Consider the following 17,532-nt stretch of genomic DNA (forward strand, 5'->3'; position numbering starts at 1 on the left):
AGTGCGTTTTTAATTGATCTATCATTAAGTTTTTACTTCAATGCTTGTAATTTTACAAGTTCAATGATCATTTCTGTAATTTTATAAAGCTCTTCAAGAGGCATTCTTTCTTTTGTTGTATGAATTTCTTCATATCCAAGTCCGAGGATTGCAACATCGATGCCTTGACCCGCAAAGACGTTACCGTCACTTCCCCCACCTAAAGAGATAATGTTTGCTTCACGACCAATGTTTTTTGATGCCTCTACAGCAAGTGTTACTACATCACTATCTTCTTTTGCATGTAATGCAGGATATTTAAACTCAACAAATACATCCGCTTTACCACCAAGCGCTTCAGCCGCTTCTTTAAACTTCGCTTCAATATGTGCTGTTTGGTCAGCAAGTTTTTTCTCATCTAAACTACGTGACTCTAAAAGAACATAAGCGTAGTCACTCACAATGTTTGTTGCTTTACCACCTTCGATACGTCCAACATTCGCAGTTGTATCAGCATCAATGCGACCAAGGTTCATATTGCTAATTGCTCTTGCTGCGATATTGATTGCAGATACACCCGCTTCAGGTTCGATTCCGGCATGTGCAGGTTTCCCATGAATATGAACTTCGATACTATTTTGTGAAGGTGCACGGTTTACAATTGTACCGACTTCACCAGTTCCATCTACGGCATAACCAAACTTACTGTTTAATACGGAAGTATCAAAAGCTTTAGCACCGATAAGTCCTGTTTCTTCACCAACAGTCACGACTACTTCTACATCACCGTGTGGAATATTTTCTTCTTTTATCGTGCGAATCGCTTCAATAACAGCAGCAACACCAGCTTTGTCGTCTGAACCGAGAATTGTTGTACCATCAGATACAATGTAATCTCCTTCAACACTAGGCTTAACTCCATTACCAGGACTTACTGTATCCATATGAACCATAAAACTAATTGGTTCAATATCTTCTTCACCTTTAAGCACAAAGAATAAGTTTCCTGCACCGTAACCCGTTTCTTTCTGTGTATCATCTTCAAATCCTACGAGTTCCATTTCAGAAAACAGCTTAAATAAATGATCCGCAATTTCGCGTTCATTTCCTGATTCTGAATCAATTTGTACAAGTTCTAATAAATGATTTACAAGTCTTTCCTTATTCAATATATTCACTCCTAGTTGATAATCGACAAATAAGTCGGTAAAATAAAAATATATTAATACAAATGAGGTCGAACGTAATGTCGAATAAAAAACTTCAACGCGCAATTATTTGGGCGATGATTATCTTAATCGTTGTTTCAGGTTTACTAATGGGTGTAAGCTATTTAACAAGCTTCTAAAAAGAAAAGTGGTCTTGCGACCACTTTTTTTATCTTTCTTCACCGTATTCCATGAACCATGCTTGAAGATCAGTGATGACACTCATTACATCATGTCCCTCAATTTCATGTCTCTCAACCATATCTACAATTTTACCATCTTTAAAGAATGCAAATGATGGAGATGAAGGTAAGAAGTCAGGTGTTCTTTCACGAACTGCTTCAGTCGCTTCTTTATCTTGTCCAGCAAACACAGTAAGTAAACGTGTTGGTAATTGATCATAGTTTAATGAATGAATTGCAGCTGGTCTCGCAATGCCACCCGCACATCCACATACTGAGTTGATCATTACAAGTGCTGTACCTTCTTTATCTAATTCACGGTTAACATCTTCTGGTGTAAGTAATTCTGTGTAACCAGCATCTGTTAATTCTCCTCGTGCATTTGAAACAAGGTCATTCATATATAAGTTAATATCTAAGTCCATTTAATACACTCCTCTTACTCATTTATATTTAGTTTATGCTTATGAGTATAATTTGTAAAGGCTAGAGGTTTGATTGATTCGGATCAATGTTTTCAATTAATTCTTTTACTCTAGATAAGAACTTACCAGCGACTAGTCCGTCTAGTATTCTGTGGTCTATTGACATACATAGATTTACCATATGACGCGCTGCAAGCATGTCATTTATAAAGACAGGTTTCTTGATGATAGACTCAACTTGTAATATAGCAGCTTGTGGATGGTTGATGATTCCCATAGATTGTACTGAACCAAATGCTCCAGTATTGTTTACAGTGAATGTACCACCACTCATATGACTTTGAGTCAGCTTATTACTTCTACCAAGTGTCGCTAAAGTACCAACTTCTTCTGCTATCCCTTTAATAGATAATCTGTCTGCATCTTTTATTACTGGAACATATAAGTTATCATCTGATGCAACAGCGATTGAAATATTAATATCATCATGTACAAGGATTTCATCGCCTTGCCATGTACTATTTAAAATTGGGTATTCTTGTAACGCTTTTGTCACAGCATCTATAAAGAATGTGAAATAAGTAAGATTAACACCTTGTTTCTTAAAGTTTTCTTTATGCTTATTACGGAGTGCAACTAGATTTGTAGCATCTACTTCCATCATTAACCATGCATGAGGAATCTCATTCACAGACTGAGTCATTTTATTCGCAATAGCTTTTCTTACGCCAGTAACTGAAATGCGACTGCCTTTAAGGTGAGATACTTCTTTTGGTGCTTCTACTTGTACGTTATCAATTACACGTTCTTCTGCCTTAGTTTCTTGTACTTGTTTTTTATTGCTACCTCCAGATGCAATGAATTTCTCTATATCTTTCTTAGTTACGCGTCCGAGTGCACCAGTACCTTTTACATCATTAAGATCGATATTATTTTCTGAAGCAAGTCTCATTACAACTGGTGAAATTCTCATGCCTGATGGTTTCGATGCATCCGTTTGTCGTCTTTCTTTTTTATCTTGTGCAGATGAAGAAACTGATTCTTTGGTCTGTTCTCTTTTATCTTCTACTTCTTCGATTTTAGTATCTTCACCATTCGATGTGTTATCATCTGTTTCAATTTTTAAAATTGGAGTCCCTACACTAACTGTTTCTCCTTTTTCGACGAGAATTTCTTTTACTACACCATCATATAAAGATGGAACTTCTGCTGTCACTTTGTCAGTAAGTACTTCACATAACGGGTCGTATTCTGAAACTGCATCTCCTACTTGTACAAGCCATTCTTCGATCGTTCCTTCGTGAACACTCTCACCAAGTTTTGGCATTTTAATAATTTCCATCAATATCCTCCTAGTGTTCTGCTAATTCCTTCATTTTATTATAAATCTTATCTGGATTTACCATAAAGAAGTCTTCCATTGGCGGTGCATAAGGCATTGCTGGCACGTCTGGTCCTGCAAGTCTCATTATGGGTGCATCTAAATCATAGAAGCATTCTTCACTAATGATTGCAGATACTTCACTCATCACGCTACCTTCTAAATTGTCTTCAGTAATCAGTAACACTTTACCCGTATTTTTCACGGATTTCATAATGCCTTCTTTATCTAACGGATAGATTGTTCTTAAGTCTACGATTTTCGCTTCGTAACCATCATCTTTTAATCGTTCAGCCGCTTCAATCGCCATGTGTACACAAAGCCCATACGTAATGACTGTAATGTCATCACCTTCACGTTTTACGTCTACTTCACCAATTGGCACAGTATATTCGCCTTCTGGTACATCTTCTCTTAGAAAACGATATGCTTTTTTATGTTCAAAGAACAATACAGGGTCATTATCTCTAATTGCAGAGATGAGTAAACCTTTTGCGTCACTTGGTGAAGAGGGAATAACTACTTTTAGTCCTGGTGTTGATGCGAAGACACTCTCAATTGATTGTGAATGATAGAGTGCACCGTGAATTCCACCACCAAATGGTGATCGAATTACCATTGGACAATTCCAGTCACCATTAGAACGGTATCTGATTTTAGCAGCTTCACTTAAGATTTGGTTTGTTGCTGGTAAAATATACTCAGCAAATTGGATTTCTCCTACAGGTCTTTTACCCATCATTGCTGCGCCAATTGCAGTACCTGCAATTAAAGATTCAGCTAGAGGCGTGTCGAGTACTCTTTTAACACCGTATTTTTCTTGTAACCCATCAGTAACTTTAAATACGCCTCCTTTTTTACCTACGTCTTCTCCTAACACGAATACATCGTTGTCCTTTCCCATTTCATAATCAAGGGCATCGCGTATCGCTTCTAAATAGGTCATCTTAGCCATTGTGAACCTCCTCATATACATTTAGTAATGCGTCTTCTGGCGCTGCATATTCTGCTTTTTCAGCATATTTAGTTGCTTCATTAATCTCAGCTTTAATTTCATCTTCTAATTCAATAAACCAATCTTCATTTATATCTGTTTCATCTAACATATATTTCTTGAAAGTAACCATGCAATCTGTTTCTTTTAAGGAGGCGATAAATTCTTTTTCTCTGTATTTATCGTCATCATCTGATGAATGTGCACCTAAACGATGTACAATCGCATCAATAAGTGTTGGACCTTCACCATTCACTGCACGTTCACGTGCTTCTTTAATCACCTTATAAACCTCTAAGGGATCATTACCATCCACTTGTTCACCGTGCATTCCGTAACCTAATGCACGTTTAGATAAGTCACTTACTGCATATTGTAATTCTGACGGAACACTAATGGCATAACCGTTGTTTTCAATCATGCAGATGAATGGAAGTTTATGAATCGCTGCAAAGTTTAGTCCTTCGTGGAAGTCCCCTTGAGAAGTAGAACCTTCTCCTAAAGTTGCGAAAGAAATCCCTTCAGCATCATCCAACATTTTTGCATATGCTGCACCGACTGCATGTAATATATGCGTTGTTACTACTGACCCTTGAGTGATAATATTGTGCTTTTTAGAACCAAAGTGTCCTGGCATTTGTTTACCGCCACTCGAGATATCTTCTTTTTTAGCGAATGCTGCAAGCATACTATCCTTTGCCGTAACTCCAAATTCAGTCACAACACCAAGATCTCGGTAATATGGACTTAAGATATCGTGCTCTTTGTTTAATGCATACGCTGCACCTACTTGAGCAGCTTCTTGTCCTTGGCATGAAATTACAAATGGTAATTTACCCGCTCTATTAAGTAACATCATACGCTCATCTAAACGTCTTGATAGTAACATAGTACGATACATATTTTTTAAATCTTCGTTGTCTAATCCTAATTCAATATGCTTTGCCATAATGAACCTCCTATTTATGAATTGCTATACCTAATGCATCTAATGATGCTTCAAAAATACCTTCTCCAACTGATGGATGGGCATGAATTGTTTCTTTAAGTTCGGACATACTCACGTCTAAGAATTTAGCGAGTGAAAGTTCATTTATTAATTCTGTCGCATGTGCGCCTACAATTGTGGCACCTAGAATGGATTCATCCTCATCAACTAAGAGTTTAACGAAACCACCACCATTATTTTCAATCATAGCTTTTGCTACACCTGCAAGAGGAAACTTACTCGATTTATATTTAATTTTTTTAGCCTTTAATTCATCTTCAGTGTATCCAATCGATGCAATTTCAGGATTTGAATATACACATCTAGGCACAGATTTATAATCGAGCTTTAATGGGGTTTGATGTGCAATTTTTTCTACTGCAATCACACCTTCTTTAGTTGCGACATGTGCAAGTTGTAGCTTACCAATACAGTCACCAATTGCGTATATATGAGATTCTGCAGTCTGATAAAATTCATTTGTCTCAATATATCCGTTGTTTGTTTTGATTTTTGTATTTGTAAGTCCAAGATCATCTGTTAGAGGTACGCGTCCGATTGCTACAAGCACCTGATCATATTCATCTTGTTTTCCATTTATTTTAGCAGTCATTGAAGATTCATTTTTAGTGAGGTGACCTTCCTCTAATCGTGTACTTGTATGAACAGTCACGCCTTTTTCTTTAAATGATTTTTCAATCGCACGAGATGCATCTTTGTCTTCTAACTTTAATAAGCGATCTTCAACATCAACAATTGTAACTTTAACACCTAGGTCTGATAATAATGATGCAAATTCTACACCAATTACTCCGCCACCAATAATTAAGATTGATTTCGGTAATGATTCTTGAGTTAAGAAATGGTCACTCGAAATCACTACTTCACCATCGAATTCTAAATATGGTAATGCACGTGGTGTTGTTCCAGTTGCAATTAATACATAGTCATTCGTTAAAATTTCACTCTCACCATCACTCTGTTCAACTGCAACAGTCCCACTGATTGGTGAAAATATTGACGGTCCAAGCATGCGCCCGTAGCCTTCGTATATATCAATTTTGTTCTTTTTCATTAAGGCTTGGACACCTTTATACATTTGGTCCACAACTTCTTCTTTTCTATTCACTATATTTTTATAATTAAAATTAATTTCAAAATCTGTGATACCGAGCGTGTTCGTTGTTCTTATCTGCTCGATTATGTCAGCTGACTTGAGTAAACTTTTTGTAGGAATACACCCTTTATGTAAGCATGTACCACCGAGTTTTTCTTTTTCAACAACAGCAACACTGAGTCCTAGTTGACTTGCTCTGATTGCAGAAACATAGCCACCAGTTCCGCCACCGATTACTACTAAATCATAATGTTTAGCCATAAATACCTCCAATGATGTGTGGTCATACCACTCATTTACTTAAAAAAATTTCAGAACTACTGAAATTTAATATACCAATTAGTATAATATAAGTTATTGGTACTCAATTATCTAATCTATAATCCATTATACAACACTGAAAAGATTTTTGATTGTGTGACCTTATTTTCAGAAAATAACAAAAATATGTGGTGATGATTTGAAAAAAATAATCGCGCTATTGATACTCGTTATCCCGGGTATTTTTGCAGCGTATGGAATTAAATTAATGAGGGATGCCATATTTGGTTTAGCCATCCCACCCTTTTCTTCAGTAGCTCTACAATTCATTGTAGGACTTATACTTGCAGTACTTGGCATATGGTTTATTGCAGGTTACATACTCCATAGAGAAAAGAAAAACAAACGTGCACAAGAACGTTTTATGAAAGAAAAAGACTCTAGCAAATAATCATTTGCTAGAGTTTATTAATTCTCGTGCGTTGTTGATTGCAGCATCGTTAAGTTCAGAGCCACTTAACATACGTGCTATTTCATATGTGTGTTCTTCATCATTCAAGTATTTAGCGACAGAAACAGTTCTTCCATCAATGACTTCTTTATATACATTTAAGTGATGGTCAGATGTTGCCGCTGCTTGTGGGAGATGTGAAATTGTAAATACTTGTCTTGTTTTAGACAGTAATTTCATTTTCTCTGCCATCTTTGTAGCTACATAACCGCTCACACCTGTATCTATCTCATCCAGAATAACAAGTGCTTGATTCTCAAAAGTAGAGAAAATAGTTCTTAAAGCGAGGTTTATTCTGGAAACTTCTCCACCTGAAGCAACTTTGTTTAGTGGCTTCATCGGTTCTCCTTTATTTGTTGAAATCAGGAATTCTACATTTGAAAATCCTTTTTCATTAAATTGTCCTTCTTTAACACTGATTTCTATTTGTGAATGAAGCATATCTAGATCTTGCAGTTCTTTTTCAATTGAAGTTTCTAAGAAATCTTTACGATCTATACGTAATTGATGTAATTCTTTCGCATAAGACTCCATTTTTTTGAATGCGTGTTCCTTTTTCTCTTGAAGTTCCTCATAAGATGCAGAGAAGTTTACGAGCGCCTCGATATCTCTTTCAAGATTACCTTGTAATTCGATTAGACCAGTGAACGTTTCGTTATATTTTCGTTTTAGGTAGTTGATAGAACTCAGCCGCTCTTGAATTTCGTTTAGCCTGTTTTCATCGAATTCTAAGCTTGTTATATCTCTATTGACTTCACTATTTAATTCTCTTAGTAGGTGGTAACTGCTCTCAAGCTGTTCACGATATGATTCATAATTCGGTGCGAATTGAACAATTCGATCGAGTGTTGAGTTAATTTCGTAAAGTTGTGTCTCAATACTCAATTCGGAATTAAACATAGATTCAATTGTTTGGAGTGATTCATGAACAGTTTCATAGTTCATGAGATATTCTAACTCTTCTTCCAATTCCTCTTCTTCATCCACATTTTGTAGGTTCAGTGCACTAATCTCTTTTAATTGAAGTTTTAAATAATCTAATTGCTCTAATCTGTTGCGGTCTTTATATTCTAGCTCTTTAATGCGAGTACTAATTGAACGATAGTTCTGATATGCCATTTGATAATCTTTATATACTTGCTCTTCTTCAAGTTCAATAAAAAGATCTAGATAATTGAGTTGGTTCTCTTTACGCAGAATATCATCATGGGCATCTTGAGTATGTATCGTAAATACTTCAGCCATTATTTCTCTTAAAGCAGTAAGAGTAACAAGTTGATTATTTACTTTAATAATACTCTTCTTATTTTGCATAATTTCTCTACGGACAATAAACACTTCATCGATGGGAATATTATAATGATCAAGCACTTTATTTAACTTCTCTGTGTCTGGAAAATCAAACACACCTTCAATAACGGAACTTGAAGTTTCATAACGAATATCTTCTGTACTTGCACGCTTACCACCGAGGTAACCCATGGCTTCGATTAACATAGATTTACCTGTCCCCGATTCACCTGAAATGACGGTTAATTTGTCGTATAAATCGAGTTCTATATTTTCAAGTACAGCAAAGTTTTTAATGTTTAAACGAAGTAACATGGTTTACACACCTTTAAATTAAGTTAAAAATACGTTCTTTAATTGTCTGTAATGCTTCTTCCCCACGGCAAATAAGTAAGCATGTATCATCACCACAGATCGTTCCAACGACTTCTTCCCACTCGAGTTGATCGAGGATTGCTCCTATGGATTGAGCGTTTCCTGGTAATGTTTTTAAAACAAGTAAGTTATCATGTGAATCTAATTTTACAAAGCTGTCCATTAAGTACCTTCCAAGCTTTTCCAGAGGATGATACTTTCTATCTTGAGGCATACTGTATACATATGAACCATCTGCAGTTGGTACTTTAAACAACTGTAATTCTTTAATATCTCGCGACACCGTTGCTTGAGTTACATCAAATTTTTGTTCGAGTAACTTTTCAACAAGCTCCTCTTGAGTTTCGATATTGTGACTAGAAATAATTTCTCTAATTTTAATTTGACGCACAGACTTATTTGACATTAGATATCACCTTTCTTTAACATGTATATTTATTCGAATATACCACAACGTCAATAAAGAATACAAATCAAAAAAATCACAGCAATTAAAACATTGCTGTGATTTCTTCTTCAGATAATTTATTGTTTTTATGATCATTTTTAATATGCAGTAAAAATTCAGTATTACCTTTTGTCCCTTTAATTGGGGATTCAATAATTTGGTACGTACTAAAACCAATTGCTTCACACTCATCTACTACACGAATCACCGTGTTTTTTTGAGTTTCAGCGTTTCTAATAATGCCATCTGATTCACGTTCTTCTAAATAACTTTCAAACTGAGGTTTGATAAGTGCAATCACTTCATATTCATGATCGAAAAGTACTTTAATATGTCTTAAAATAGGAACGATTGAAGTGAAACTTACGTCAATCGTAAACGTATTTGGTTTGTCTACAATTTCATCTGTAATATCTTTAAAGTTTGTCTGTTCTAATACAATGACTCTGTCATCAACTCTTAAACTATAATCCAGTTGATTTGTACCAACATCTACAGCAAAGACACGTTTCGCACCATGTGTCAGTGCGCAGTCTGTAAATCCACCAGTAGAACTGCCAATATCAACGACGACTTTGTCATTAAACTCGAGGTTAAAGACTTGAATCGCTTCACGTAGCTTAAGCCCTCCACGTGAAACAAATTCTTTAATATTTTTAAAACGTATATCCGCTGATTCTTCAATGATAATATCAGATGGTTTGTATACAGGTGCATTGTTATTTAATACTTTACCCGCCATAATCAATCGTTTAATATCTTCGATTGTACCTAAATTATAGTTTTCATATAGATAAAGATCAGCTCTAGTTTTAGTTTTTTTCATTGCTTATAATCTCTTCGATTTTGTTTACAATATTTTCTTTAGTGAGACCAACCTCTTCTAATAATTCAGGAACACTGCCTTGTTCAACATATTGATCATCAATACCGATACGTTTGACAGGCGTTTTTAGATCGTAATCCATAACGAATGACTGAACAAGAGCACCTAGTCCACCTGCGAGCATTGCTTCTTCTACCACTAAAATCGGTTGGTTTTGTTCAGCTATTTTTGTAATTAATTCTGTATCAATCGGCTTTATAAAGCGTGCATTTACAACATTAACATTAATACCTTTTGTTTTTAGTTCTTCACTTGCATCTAGCACATCAATTAAGGTTGGTCCATAGCTAATTACAGTGATATCTTTGCCTTCTTTTACAGTTTCCCATTTACCATATTCAATTGCTGGTCTCTCTTCATTCATATCTATACCTAAAACATTACCTCTAGGATATCTAAATGCGATTGGTCCTTCATAGTTAACGGCGAAGTCAATCATCATCTGTGCTTCTTTTTCATCTCTAGGCATAACAACTACCATATTTGGTAATGGTAATAGGAAAGTTAAATCAAACACACCGTGATGTGTTTCTCCATCAGCACCTACTAAGCCACTGCGGTCGATTCCAAAGAACACATTGAGTTTTTGACGGTCAATATCGTGTAAGACCTGATCGTATCCTCTTTGTAAGAATGTTGAATATATCGCAACATAAGGCTTCATGCCATAACTTGCAAGTCCACCAGCCATTGTGACCACATGTTGTTCAGCAATACCAACATCAAAAAAGCGTTCAGGTAATTCATTTTGGAATTTATGAAGTTTAGAGCCTACAGGCATTGCTGGCGTAAGTGCAACGATTCTTTCATCTACTAAAGCATGGTCAAAGACTGAGTTTGACATAAACTCACTCCACGACATCGTGCTACCTGAGCCAAGTGATTCACCCGTTTCAATTTTATAAGGTCCAAGACCATGCCAAGTACCGACAGCGTCATTCTCCGCATGATGGTATCCTTTACCTTTTTTGGTAATGACATGAATTAGAACAGGTCCATTTGCTTCATTCGCTGATTTTAATGCGCGTTCTAGATCTTGGAAATTGTGACCATCGACTGGACCAATGTATTTAATTCCAAGTTCTTCAAAGAACACACCATTTACAACTAAATATTTTAGACTATCTTTTACTCGATCTGCGACACCACGAATCGATGAACCCACAGTTGGAATTTTAGATAACAGTTCTTCTATATCATATTTAATACGGTTGTAGTTCGTATTAGTACGAATTCGACCGAGCATATTATGAAGTGCTCCAACATTTGGCGCAATACTCATCTCGTTGTCATTTAGGATGATTGTCATCTTAGTTTTATCTGATCCAATGTGATTTAACGCTTCTAACGCCATACCACCTGTTAATGCTCCGTCGCCGATGATTGGAATGACCGAAAAGTCTTCTCCTTTAATATCTCTTGCTTTAGCGATCCCCATCGCTGCTGAGAGAGACGTTGAAGAGTGTCCTGCTTCCCAAACATCGTGTTCTGATTCACTGAGTTTAGGGAATCCGGATAACCCTTTATATTGTCTGAGTGAATCAAACTGATTGATTCTTCCTGTTAATATTTTATGAATGTATGCTTGATGTCCAACATCAAAAATAATTTGATCCTTTGGTGAATTGTAGAATTTATGGAGAGCAAGTGTTAGTTCTACTACTCCTAGGTTTGCACCAATGTGTCCACCTGTTTTTGCACATGATTCGATTAAAAAGTCTCTGATTTCTTGTGCAATTTCTTTCAATTCATCTTCACTTTTATTTTTTAAAAATGAGGGATCTTCTATATTATATAAATCCATATAGCACCCACCTTTTTGTACTTTACTCATTATATCATTTTAATATTAATCACAAAAAGAAAAATGATGACACATGTCATCATTTTGTTCTATTCACTATTAATTCTACAATTTCCATTAATTCAGATATTTGGATGTCTTTATCTAGCGTATTTAAAATGTCTTTCATTTCATTTGCTAAAGTTGTTTTCACTTCTTTTGCACCATCAAGTCCAAGTAAAGAAACATACGTCGTTTTATTGTTCTTCTCATCACTACCAATGTGCTTACCAAGTGTTTCAGTAGTTCCTGTTACATCTAAGATATCATCAGTAACTTGGAATAATAATCCGAGCTTTTCACCAAATAATTTAAGTGACTCAGTAACATGTGACTCACTGTTCGCAATAATTGTTGCTGCTTCTATTGCTGCGACAATTAATTCACCTGTTTTATTGCGATGTATTTCTTCTAATTCCAGAATAGTGAGTTCTTTTTCAGTTGCTTCAATATCGAGCATTTGACCACTGATCATACCGAGTTGACCTGCACACTTAGAGTATAAGGTAACGAGTTTTACTATTTGTTCAGGACTTAGCTTTGACTTTGTCAGTAAATTGAAGCTCTCTGTTAATAGATTATCTCCAGCTAAAATAGCAGTCGCTTCACCGTAAACGATATGATTCGTTGGTTTTCCACGTCTCAATTCGTCATCATCCATTGCAGGTAGATCGTCATGAATCAGTGAATACGTATGAATCATCTCAAGAGAAGCTGCAGGAATAATGCCTAAATTTACATCTGTTCCTAGTGCTTTTAATGTCTGTAAGAGTAATAATGGTCTGAATCTCTTACCACCAGCATTAATTGAATATACGCTCGACTCTAGGAGTGATGTGTTTATTGTATTCAGTTTTAATTGTTCAATAATTTTGTCGACAACTTTGTCTAGTACTACATTATTCTCCATCAGAATCATCCTTAGTCAATTCTTCGATATTTAATTGTGCATTTTTTAAAATATCATCACATTCTTTAGTTAAGGTGACCCCTTCTTTATAGAGATTCAGCGATTCTTCAAGTGTGATATCATCGCTATCTAATTTAACAACAATTTCATCTATTCTTTTCATTTTGTCTTCAAACGATTGATTTTTATTTGTCATTTTTCTCCACCTCAATAATTTTAGACCAAACTGTACCTTTATTTAACTGTGTTTTCATCATATCATTTACTGAAACATCGTCGATATCAGTAATAACCTTGTCTTCTATAGTTGAATAAGAATATCCCCGTTTTAAAATTAAGAGTGGAGATAATGAATCTAAAAGATCTATATTGTTTTTTAGACGCAATTTATTTTTATCTGATTGATATTTAATTAATTGCTTCATCTGTGCATCTTGTCTATTCACATGTGTCTGATACGACTCAATTTTATTACTTTTTATTATATTAAAAATTTGCGACTTTCTGCTTTCAAAATAATGTTTTTTATCTGTAAAAATAGAATTGAATTTGTGTTCAAGTTGACCCGAATAGTGATCTAACTTTTGAACTTGTTGATCATACAATGATGATGGATTTTTAAACTTATAATAATTTTTAACACTATCCAACTCATTTAGTTTGCTCTCAAGTTTTAAATTCATGTGTTTTAAAATTGAGTATTCATAATTTCTAATCAGTTCGTATAATGAAATCTGGTCAGGCACTGCGTGTTCAATTGCTGCAGTTGGAGTCGTTGCCCGTAAATCACTTACATAATCAACAAGTGTCGTATCTGTTTCATGGCCAATACCTGTTATTACAGGTGTATTAAGCTCAAATACTGTTCTCGCGACATCTATATCGTTAAAAGTCCATAGATCCTCTATAGACCCGCCACCACGAGATAAAATGATTGTATCTGCATTTAGTGAGTCTGCAAACTTAAGATGTTCAATCACATTATTTTTACTCTTCTCACCTTGCATCAATGTATTTAAAATCGAAATTTTAACAAGTGGAAACCTTCTTTCAACGGCCGTTAACATATCTTTTACTGCAGCACTTGTTTTAGAAGTAATGAGAATAATGTGTCTTGGAAATTTTGGGATTGGTTTTTTATGTATCTCATCAAATAAGCCCTCACTTCTTAAGAGCTTAATGTTTTCATCTAGTTGTAAAAACAGTTGGCCTATACCATCTAAAATCATATTAGAGGCATTGATTGAGTATGTACCGTTACCTTTGTACACAGATACCCTACCATCAACAATGACTTTGTCTCCGTCTTTAGGTCTGAATTTTAACTTGTTGACCTGTGATTGGAACATAATTCCACGGATTTGGCTGTTTTCATCTTTTAACGAAAAATAAAGGTGGCCAGACGAATGCAATTTCGCATTTGACAGCTCACCTTGAACAAAGACCCGTTCAAGATACGGGTCTTTGACAAATTTTTCTGCAATATATGTTGTTAATGCGTTAACTGAAAGATACTTATCTTTAGTCATTTAATCACTCTTTTTAATAGTTCTTTAAAACACCGTTAATAAATTTATAACTATCAGCTTCGCCATAAACTTTTGCAATTTTAATTGCTTCATTAATCGCAACTTTTTTAGGAATATCTGTACCTTCTATTTCAGCAATTGTCATGCGCAAGATATTGCGATCCACTTTACGAATGCGGTCAATTGTGTAGTTTGTTAGGTTACTATTGATTGATGCATCAATTTCTTCTTGATTGTTTAAATAGTAGTTAACGATCTGTTTTAAATACGCTTCAGTATCTAACAACTCTTTAAACTTCACTTCGTCTAACATAACTAAACCTTTTTCGAGTTGGAATAAAATTTGAAATGCTTTAATTCTTATTTCATGTCTATTCATTCTATACACCTATTATTTAATAATATTCACTATGTGAATATTAATTTCTGAAATGTTGATTTCAAGCATATTGTTCACAGCTGTCTTAATGTTTTCCTGAATTGTTTCAGCAATGCTATGGACATTTCTATCATCGCTCAGATTCACATATACAGAGATTTTTAAATTACCATCTACATCTTCAACACGAATACCTTTAGCGCGATACTTTTTACCTAATTTTTCAATTGTACCACTCGCTAAGTTGTTGTTAAGTGAATGGACACTTTTTGTTTCGAGTACAGCAATACTAGAGATTACTTCTAACACTTCGTTAGAAATTGTAATATCTCCTGTTGATTCTGTTCTAGATTGTATTAACATGCTCTCACCTCATCAGTTCATTATATCATGTTGTTCGAGGAAATTTGTATTATAATCGTTATTTAAAAAGTCTTCATTTTCAATAATTCTTCTGTGGAATGGAATTGTAGTATCAATTCCTTTAATTTCAAACTCATCTAGAGCACGTTTTGCAACTCTTAATGAATCTGTTCTATCATCACCATAGACGATAAGTTTCGCAATCATAGAGTCATAATATGGTGGGATCAAATATCCTGCATATGATGCAGTATCTAATCTTACGCCAAATCCACCTGGTGCTAAAAAGTCTGTAATTTTCCCTGCTGAAGGCATAAAGTTTTTAAATGGATTCTCAGCGTTGATACGGAATTCAAAAGCATGTCCTTTAAATTCAATATCTTCTTGTTTAAATGGAATTGGTTCACGCATTGCAACTTTTAATTGCATTCTGACAAGGTCGATACCAGTAATCATTTCAGTCACTGGATGTTCAACTTGAATACGTGTGTTCATCTCCATAAAGTAATATTCATTCGCATCTAAGTCATAGATAAACTCAATCGTACCTGCGTTTACATAATTGATTGATTTAGCTGCACGCACAGCAGTCTCACCCATCTCTTTTCGCGTTGCTGCGTCAATAATTGGGCTTGGAGCTTCTTCAACTAATTTCTGCATTCTACGTTGTACAGTACAATCACGTTCACCTAAATGAACCACATTACCATGATAGTCTCCTAAGATTTGAATTTCAATATGACGGAAGTTTGTAATATATTTTTCGATATATAAGTCACTGTTACCAAAAGCACTTTCTGCTTCTTGTTCAGTTAAACGATAATTTTGAACGAGTTCTTCTTCATTATGAGCAACTCTAATTCCTTTTCCTCCACCACCATGACTTGCTTTAATGATTAAAGGATAGCCAATTTCTTGACCAATTTGTTTCGCATGTTCAACAGATTGAACAACACCATCTGAGCCTGGAACTGTTGGTACATTTGCTTTAATCATTGTTTGTTTGGCAACATCTTTAACCCCCATAAGACTGATCGTTTCATGACTTGGTCCTATAAAAGCAATATTAGATGCTGCACACATTTCAGCAAAGTCACTGTTTTCTGCTAAAAACCCATATCCTGGGTGAATCGCGTCACAGTTTGTTTTTTCAGCAATTGTAATGATGCTAATCATATCTAGGTAGCTGTCTTTAGAAAGCTTTGGACCAATACAGTAAGATTCTGTAGCGAGTTTCCGGTGTAAACTATCACGATCTGCTTCAGAATAAATGGATACCGTTTCAAGTCCAAGCTCGTGACATGCACGAATTATACGTACCGCGATTTCACCACGGTTTGCAATTAGTACTTTTTTAATCATTTAACTCTGAACAATGGTTGGTCAAATTCAACCATTTCTCCATCTTCAACTAAAATCTCAACAATTTCACCGGAAACCTCTGCTTCGATTTCGTTAAATAGTTTCATAGCTTCTAAAATACAAACCACTGAGTTGTTAGATACTTTATCTCCAACTTTTACATAAGCGTCTGCTTCTGGTGATGGTGCTTTATAGAAAGTACCTACCATTGGTGCTTTAATAAATGTTCCAGATTCTACTGGTGCAGATGTTTCAGCAATTTCTTGTGTCCCTACTGGTGCAGCCTGTTGAACTGTTGGCGCTGGTGCAGCCGTATAACTTACTTGTGGTGTTTCTTTTTTAAGAACAATATCTACTTCACTATCTTTATATGAAAGTTCTGTCAGTTGTGCTTTTTCCATTTTGTCTAATAATTGATCAATGTAATCTAAGTTCATTTTATTAACTCCTAAATAATATAAGATATTACTATTTTACAGATGTGGTCGTACCAATTCAATGTTTAATAAAAAAAAGCAGATAGAATCTGCTTTTTATGCACGTGAAACATAGCTGCCATCATCTGTATTTACGACAAGTATCTCACCATTTTCAATAAATAAAGGAACTTGAATTTTTAAACCAGTTTCCATAGTAGCTGATTTTGTACCACCAGAAACAGTATCTCCTTTAAGACCTGGTTCAGTTTCAACTACTTGTAATTCAACTGATTTAGGAAGATCAACCCCAAGAGTTTCACCTTCATACATCATGATAGATACAGGCATGTTTTCTTTTAAGAATTGAATTTCATGTTCTAGTTGGCTTTTATTTACAGTGATTTGTTCATATGTGTTGTTATCCATGAACACATAGTCATCACCGTCATTGTACAAGTATTGCATTTTGCTGTTGTCAATTTGAGCACGGCCAACTTTTTCTCCTGCTCTGAACGTTTTTTCTTGGATTGCGCCAGTTCTTAAGTTACGTAATTTAGAACGTACAAAAGCCGCACCTTTACCTGGTTTAACGTGTTGAAAATCAATAACTCTCCAAATACCGTTATCTACTTCTATTGTTAAACCTGTTTTAAAATCGTTAACTGAAATCATTCTTTTTCCT

Annotated in this window: 20 protein-coding genes; 2 read left to right on the forward strand and 18 right to left on the reverse strand. The window is 35.1% G+C overall.

What is annotated here, in order from left to right; all coding sequences use genetic code 11:
- Window positions 1–32: 32 nt before the first annotated feature.
- Window positions 33–1,157, reverse strand: a complete 1,125-nt coding sequence (locus IEU51_RS01660; RefSeq protein WP_308808162.1) for a M20/M25/M40 family metallo-hydrolase — start codon at window positions 1,155–1,157, stop codon at window positions 33–35.
- A gap of 68 nt (window positions 1,158–1,225) precedes the next feature.
- Here IEU51_RS01660 and prli42 point away from each other — a divergent pair, with 68 nt between their 5' ends.
- Window positions 1,226–1,327, forward strand: coding sequence for a stressosome-associated protein Prli42 (prli42, locus tag IEU51_RS01665; RefSeq protein WP_186087829.1), 102 nt, complete (start codon window positions 1,226–1,228; stop codon window positions 1,325–1,327).
- A 29-nt stretch (window positions 1,328–1,356) separates the two neighbouring features.
- Here the strand turns inward: prli42 and IEU51_RS01670 are convergent, their stop codons facing one another.
- From IEU51_RS01670 to lpdA, 5 genes are all read right to left on the reverse strand, one after another.
- Window positions 1,357–1,794: a BrxA/BrxB family bacilliredoxin gene (locus IEU51_RS01670; protein WP_186087812.1), complete on the reverse strand. Its 438-nt coding sequence runs from the start codon at window positions 1,792–1,794 to the stop codon at window positions 1,357–1,359.
- Window positions 1,795–1,855: 61 nt separating this feature from the next.
- Window positions 1,856–3,136 carry a dihydrolipoamide acetyltransferase family protein gene (locus tag IEU51_RS01675; protein WP_229713791.1) on the reverse strand — a complete coding sequence of 427 codons (1,281 nt, stop codon included), beginning with the start codon at window positions 3,134–3,136 and terminating at the stop codon, window positions 1,856–1,858.
- A gap of 10 nt (window positions 3,137–3,146) precedes the next feature.
- Window positions 3,147–4,130, reverse strand: coding sequence for an alpha-ketoacid dehydrogenase subunit beta (locus tag IEU51_RS01680; RefSeq protein WP_186087809.1), 984 nt, complete (start codon window positions 4,128–4,130; stop codon window positions 3,147–3,149).
- On the reverse strand, window positions 4,123–5,118 hold the full coding sequence (locus tag IEU51_RS01685; protein WP_186087806.1) for a thiamine pyrophosphate-dependent dehydrogenase E1 component subunit alpha: 996 nt from the start codon (window positions 5,116–5,118) through the stop codon (window positions 4,123–4,125). Before IEU51_RS01685 ends, IEU51_RS01680 begins: the two co-directional genes overlap by 8 nt.
- A gap of 10 nt (window positions 5,119–5,128) precedes the next feature.
- The gene (lpdA, locus tag IEU51_RS01690) at window positions 5,129–6,535 is read right to left on the reverse strand and encodes a dihydrolipoyl dehydrogenase (protein WP_186087803.1); all 1,407 of its coding nucleotides are present in this window, start codon (window positions 6,533–6,535) and stop codon (window positions 5,129–5,131) included.
- A gap of 199 nt (window positions 6,536–6,734) precedes the next feature.
- Here lpdA and IEU51_RS01695 point away from each other — a divergent pair, with 199 nt between their 5' ends.
- Window positions 6,735–6,986: a DUF2627 domain-containing protein gene (locus IEU51_RS01695; RefSeq protein WP_186087800.1), complete on the forward strand. Its 252-nt coding sequence runs from the start codon at window positions 6,735–6,737 to the stop codon at window positions 6,984–6,986.
- Here the strand turns inward: IEU51_RS01695 and recN are convergent, their stop codons facing one another.
- From recN to efp, 12 genes are all read right to left on the reverse strand, one after another.
- Window positions 6,987–8,651, reverse strand: coding sequence for a DNA repair protein RecN (gene recN, locus IEU51_RS01700; protein WP_186087797.1), 1,665 nt, complete (start codon window positions 8,649–8,651; stop codon window positions 6,987–6,989).
- Window positions 8,652–8,664: 13 nt separating this feature from the next.
- Window positions 8,665–9,117 carry a transcriptional regulator AhrC/ArgR gene (ahrC, locus tag IEU51_RS01705; protein WP_186077605.1) on the reverse strand — a complete coding sequence of 151 codons (453 nt, stop codon included), beginning with the start codon at window positions 9,115–9,117 and terminating at the stop codon, window positions 8,665–8,667.
- 85 nt (window positions 9,118–9,202) lie between these two features.
- The gene (locus IEU51_RS01710) at window positions 9,203–9,985 is read right to left on the reverse strand and encodes a TlyA family RNA methyltransferase (RefSeq protein WP_186087794.1); all 783 of its coding nucleotides are present in this window, start codon (window positions 9,983–9,985) and stop codon (window positions 9,203–9,205) included.
- Window positions 9,972–11,849 carry a 1-deoxy-D-xylulose-5-phosphate synthase gene (gene dxs / locus IEU51_RS01715; RefSeq protein ID WP_186087792.1) on the reverse strand — a complete coding sequence of 626 codons (1,878 nt, stop codon included), beginning with the start codon at window positions 11,847–11,849 and terminating at the stop codon, window positions 9,972–9,974. Before dxs ends, IEU51_RS01710 begins: the two co-directional genes overlap by 14 nt.
- Window positions 11,850–11,928: 79 nt before the next feature.
- A complete protein-coding gene (locus IEU51_RS01720; RefSeq protein WP_229713793.1) occupies window positions 11,929–12,798 on the reverse strand; it encodes a polyprenyl synthetase family protein in 870 nt (289 codons plus the stop codon).
- The gene (xseB, locus tag IEU51_RS01725) at window positions 12,788–12,994 is read right to left on the reverse strand and encodes an exodeoxyribonuclease VII small subunit (protein ID WP_186087786.1); all 207 of its coding nucleotides are present in this window, start codon (window positions 12,992–12,994) and stop codon (window positions 12,788–12,790) included. The genes IEU51_RS01720 and xseB overlap by 11 nt, the downstream gene beginning before the upstream one ends.
- Window positions 12,984–14,327, reverse strand: coding sequence for an exodeoxyribonuclease VII large subunit (xseA, locus tag IEU51_RS01730; RefSeq protein ID WP_186087783.1), 1,344 nt, complete (start codon window positions 14,325–14,327; stop codon window positions 12,984–12,986). Before xseA ends, xseB begins: the two co-directional genes overlap by 11 nt.
- Before the next feature lie 13 nt (window positions 14,328–14,340).
- The gene (nusB, locus tag IEU51_RS01735) at window positions 14,341–14,706 is read right to left on the reverse strand and encodes a transcription antitermination factor NusB (RefSeq protein WP_186087781.1); all 366 of its coding nucleotides are present in this window, start codon (window positions 14,704–14,706) and stop codon (window positions 14,341–14,343) included.
- Between the two features lie 12 nt (window positions 14,707–14,718).
- Window positions 14,719–15,069, reverse strand: coding sequence for an Asp23/Gls24 family envelope stress response protein (locus IEU51_RS01740; protein ID WP_186087778.1), 351 nt, complete (start codon window positions 15,067–15,069; stop codon window positions 14,719–14,721).
- A 12-nt stretch (window positions 15,070–15,081) separates the two neighbouring features.
- The gene (gene accC / locus IEU51_RS01745) at window positions 15,082–16,428 is read right to left on the reverse strand and encodes an acetyl-CoA carboxylase biotin carboxylase subunit (protein ID WP_186088385.1); all 1,347 of its coding nucleotides are present in this window, start codon (window positions 16,426–16,428) and stop codon (window positions 15,082–15,084) included.
- Entirely contained in the window at window positions 16,428–16,868 is a 441-nt protein-coding gene (gene accB / locus IEU51_RS01750) for an acetyl-CoA carboxylase biotin carboxyl carrier protein (RefSeq protein WP_186087776.1), read from the reverse strand. Before accB ends, accC begins: the two co-directional genes overlap by 1 nt.
- A gap of 96 nt (window positions 16,869–16,964) precedes the next feature.
- Window positions 16,965–17,522 carry an elongation factor P gene (gene efp / locus IEU51_RS01755; protein ID WP_186087773.1) on the reverse strand — a complete coding sequence of 186 codons (558 nt, stop codon included), beginning with the start codon at window positions 17,520–17,522 and terminating at the stop codon, window positions 16,965–16,967.
- Window positions 17,523–17,532: the final 10 nt, after the last annotated feature.

This window comes from Phocicoccus schoeneichii (assembly GCF_014635565.1).
Taxonomy (GTDB): Bacteria; Bacillota; Bacilli; order Staphylococcales; family Salinicoccaceae; genus Phocicoccus; species Phocicoccus schoeneichii.

Coding starts and splice junctions, on each gene's coding strand:
- prli42 (WP_186087829.1), top strand. CDS start 1,226: ATGTCGAATAAAAAACTTCAACGCGCAATTATTTGGGCGATGATTATC.
- IEU51_RS01670 (WP_186087812.1), bottom strand. CDS start 1,794: ATGGACTTAGATATTAACTTATATATGAATGACCTTGTTTCAAATGCA.
- IEU51_RS01675 (WP_229713791.1), bottom strand. CDS start 3,136: ATGGAAATTATTAAAATGCCAAAACTTGGTGAGAGTGTTCACGAAGGA.
- IEU51_RS01680 (WP_186087809.1), bottom strand. CDS start 4,130: ATGGCTAAGATGACCTATTTAGAAGCGATACGCGATGCCCTTGATTAT.
- IEU51_RS01685 (WP_186087806.1), bottom strand. CDS start 5,118: ATGGCAAAGCATATTGAATTAGGATTAGACAACGAAGATTTAAAAAAT.
- lpdA (WP_186087803.1), bottom strand. CDS start 6,535: ATGGCTAAACATTATGATTTAGTAGTAATCGGTGGCGGAACTGGTGGC.
- recN (WP_186087797.1), bottom strand. CDS start 8,651: ATGTTACTTCGTTTAAACATTAAAAACTTTGCTGTACTTGAAAATATA.
- ahrC (WP_186077605.1), bottom strand. CDS start 9,117: ATGTCAAATAAGTCTGTGCGTCAAATTAAAATTAGAGAAATTATTTCT.
- IEU51_RS01710 (WP_186087794.1), bottom strand. CDS start 9,985: ATGAAAAAAACTAAAACTAGAGCTGATCTTTATCTATATGAAAACTAT.
- dxs (WP_186087792.1), bottom strand. CDS start 11,849: ATGGATTTATATAATATAGAAGATCCCTCATTTTTAAAAAATAAAAGT.
- IEU51_RS01720 (WP_229713793.1), bottom strand. CDS start 12,798: ATGGAGAATAATGTAGTACTAGACAAAGTTGTCGACAAAATTATTGAA.
- xseB (WP_186087786.1), bottom strand. CDS start 12,994: ATGACAAATAAAAATCAATCGTTTGAAGACAAAATGAAAAGAATAGAT.
- xseA (WP_186087783.1), bottom strand. CDS start 14,327: ATGACTAAAGATAAGTATCTTTCAGTTAACGCATTAACAACATATATT.
- nusB (WP_186087781.1), bottom strand. CDS start 14,706: ATGAATAGACATGAAATAAGAATTAAAGCATTTCAAATTTTATTCCAA.
- IEU51_RS01740 (WP_186087778.1), bottom strand. CDS start 15,069: ATGTTAATACAATCTAGAACAGAATCAACAGGAGATATTACAATTTCT.
- accB (WP_186087776.1), bottom strand. CDS start 16,868: ATGAACTTAGATTACATTGATCAATTATTAGACAAAATGGAAAAAGCA.
- efp (WP_186087773.1), bottom strand. CDS start 17,522: ATGATTTCAGTTAACGATTTTAAAACAGGTTTAACAATAGAAGTAGAT.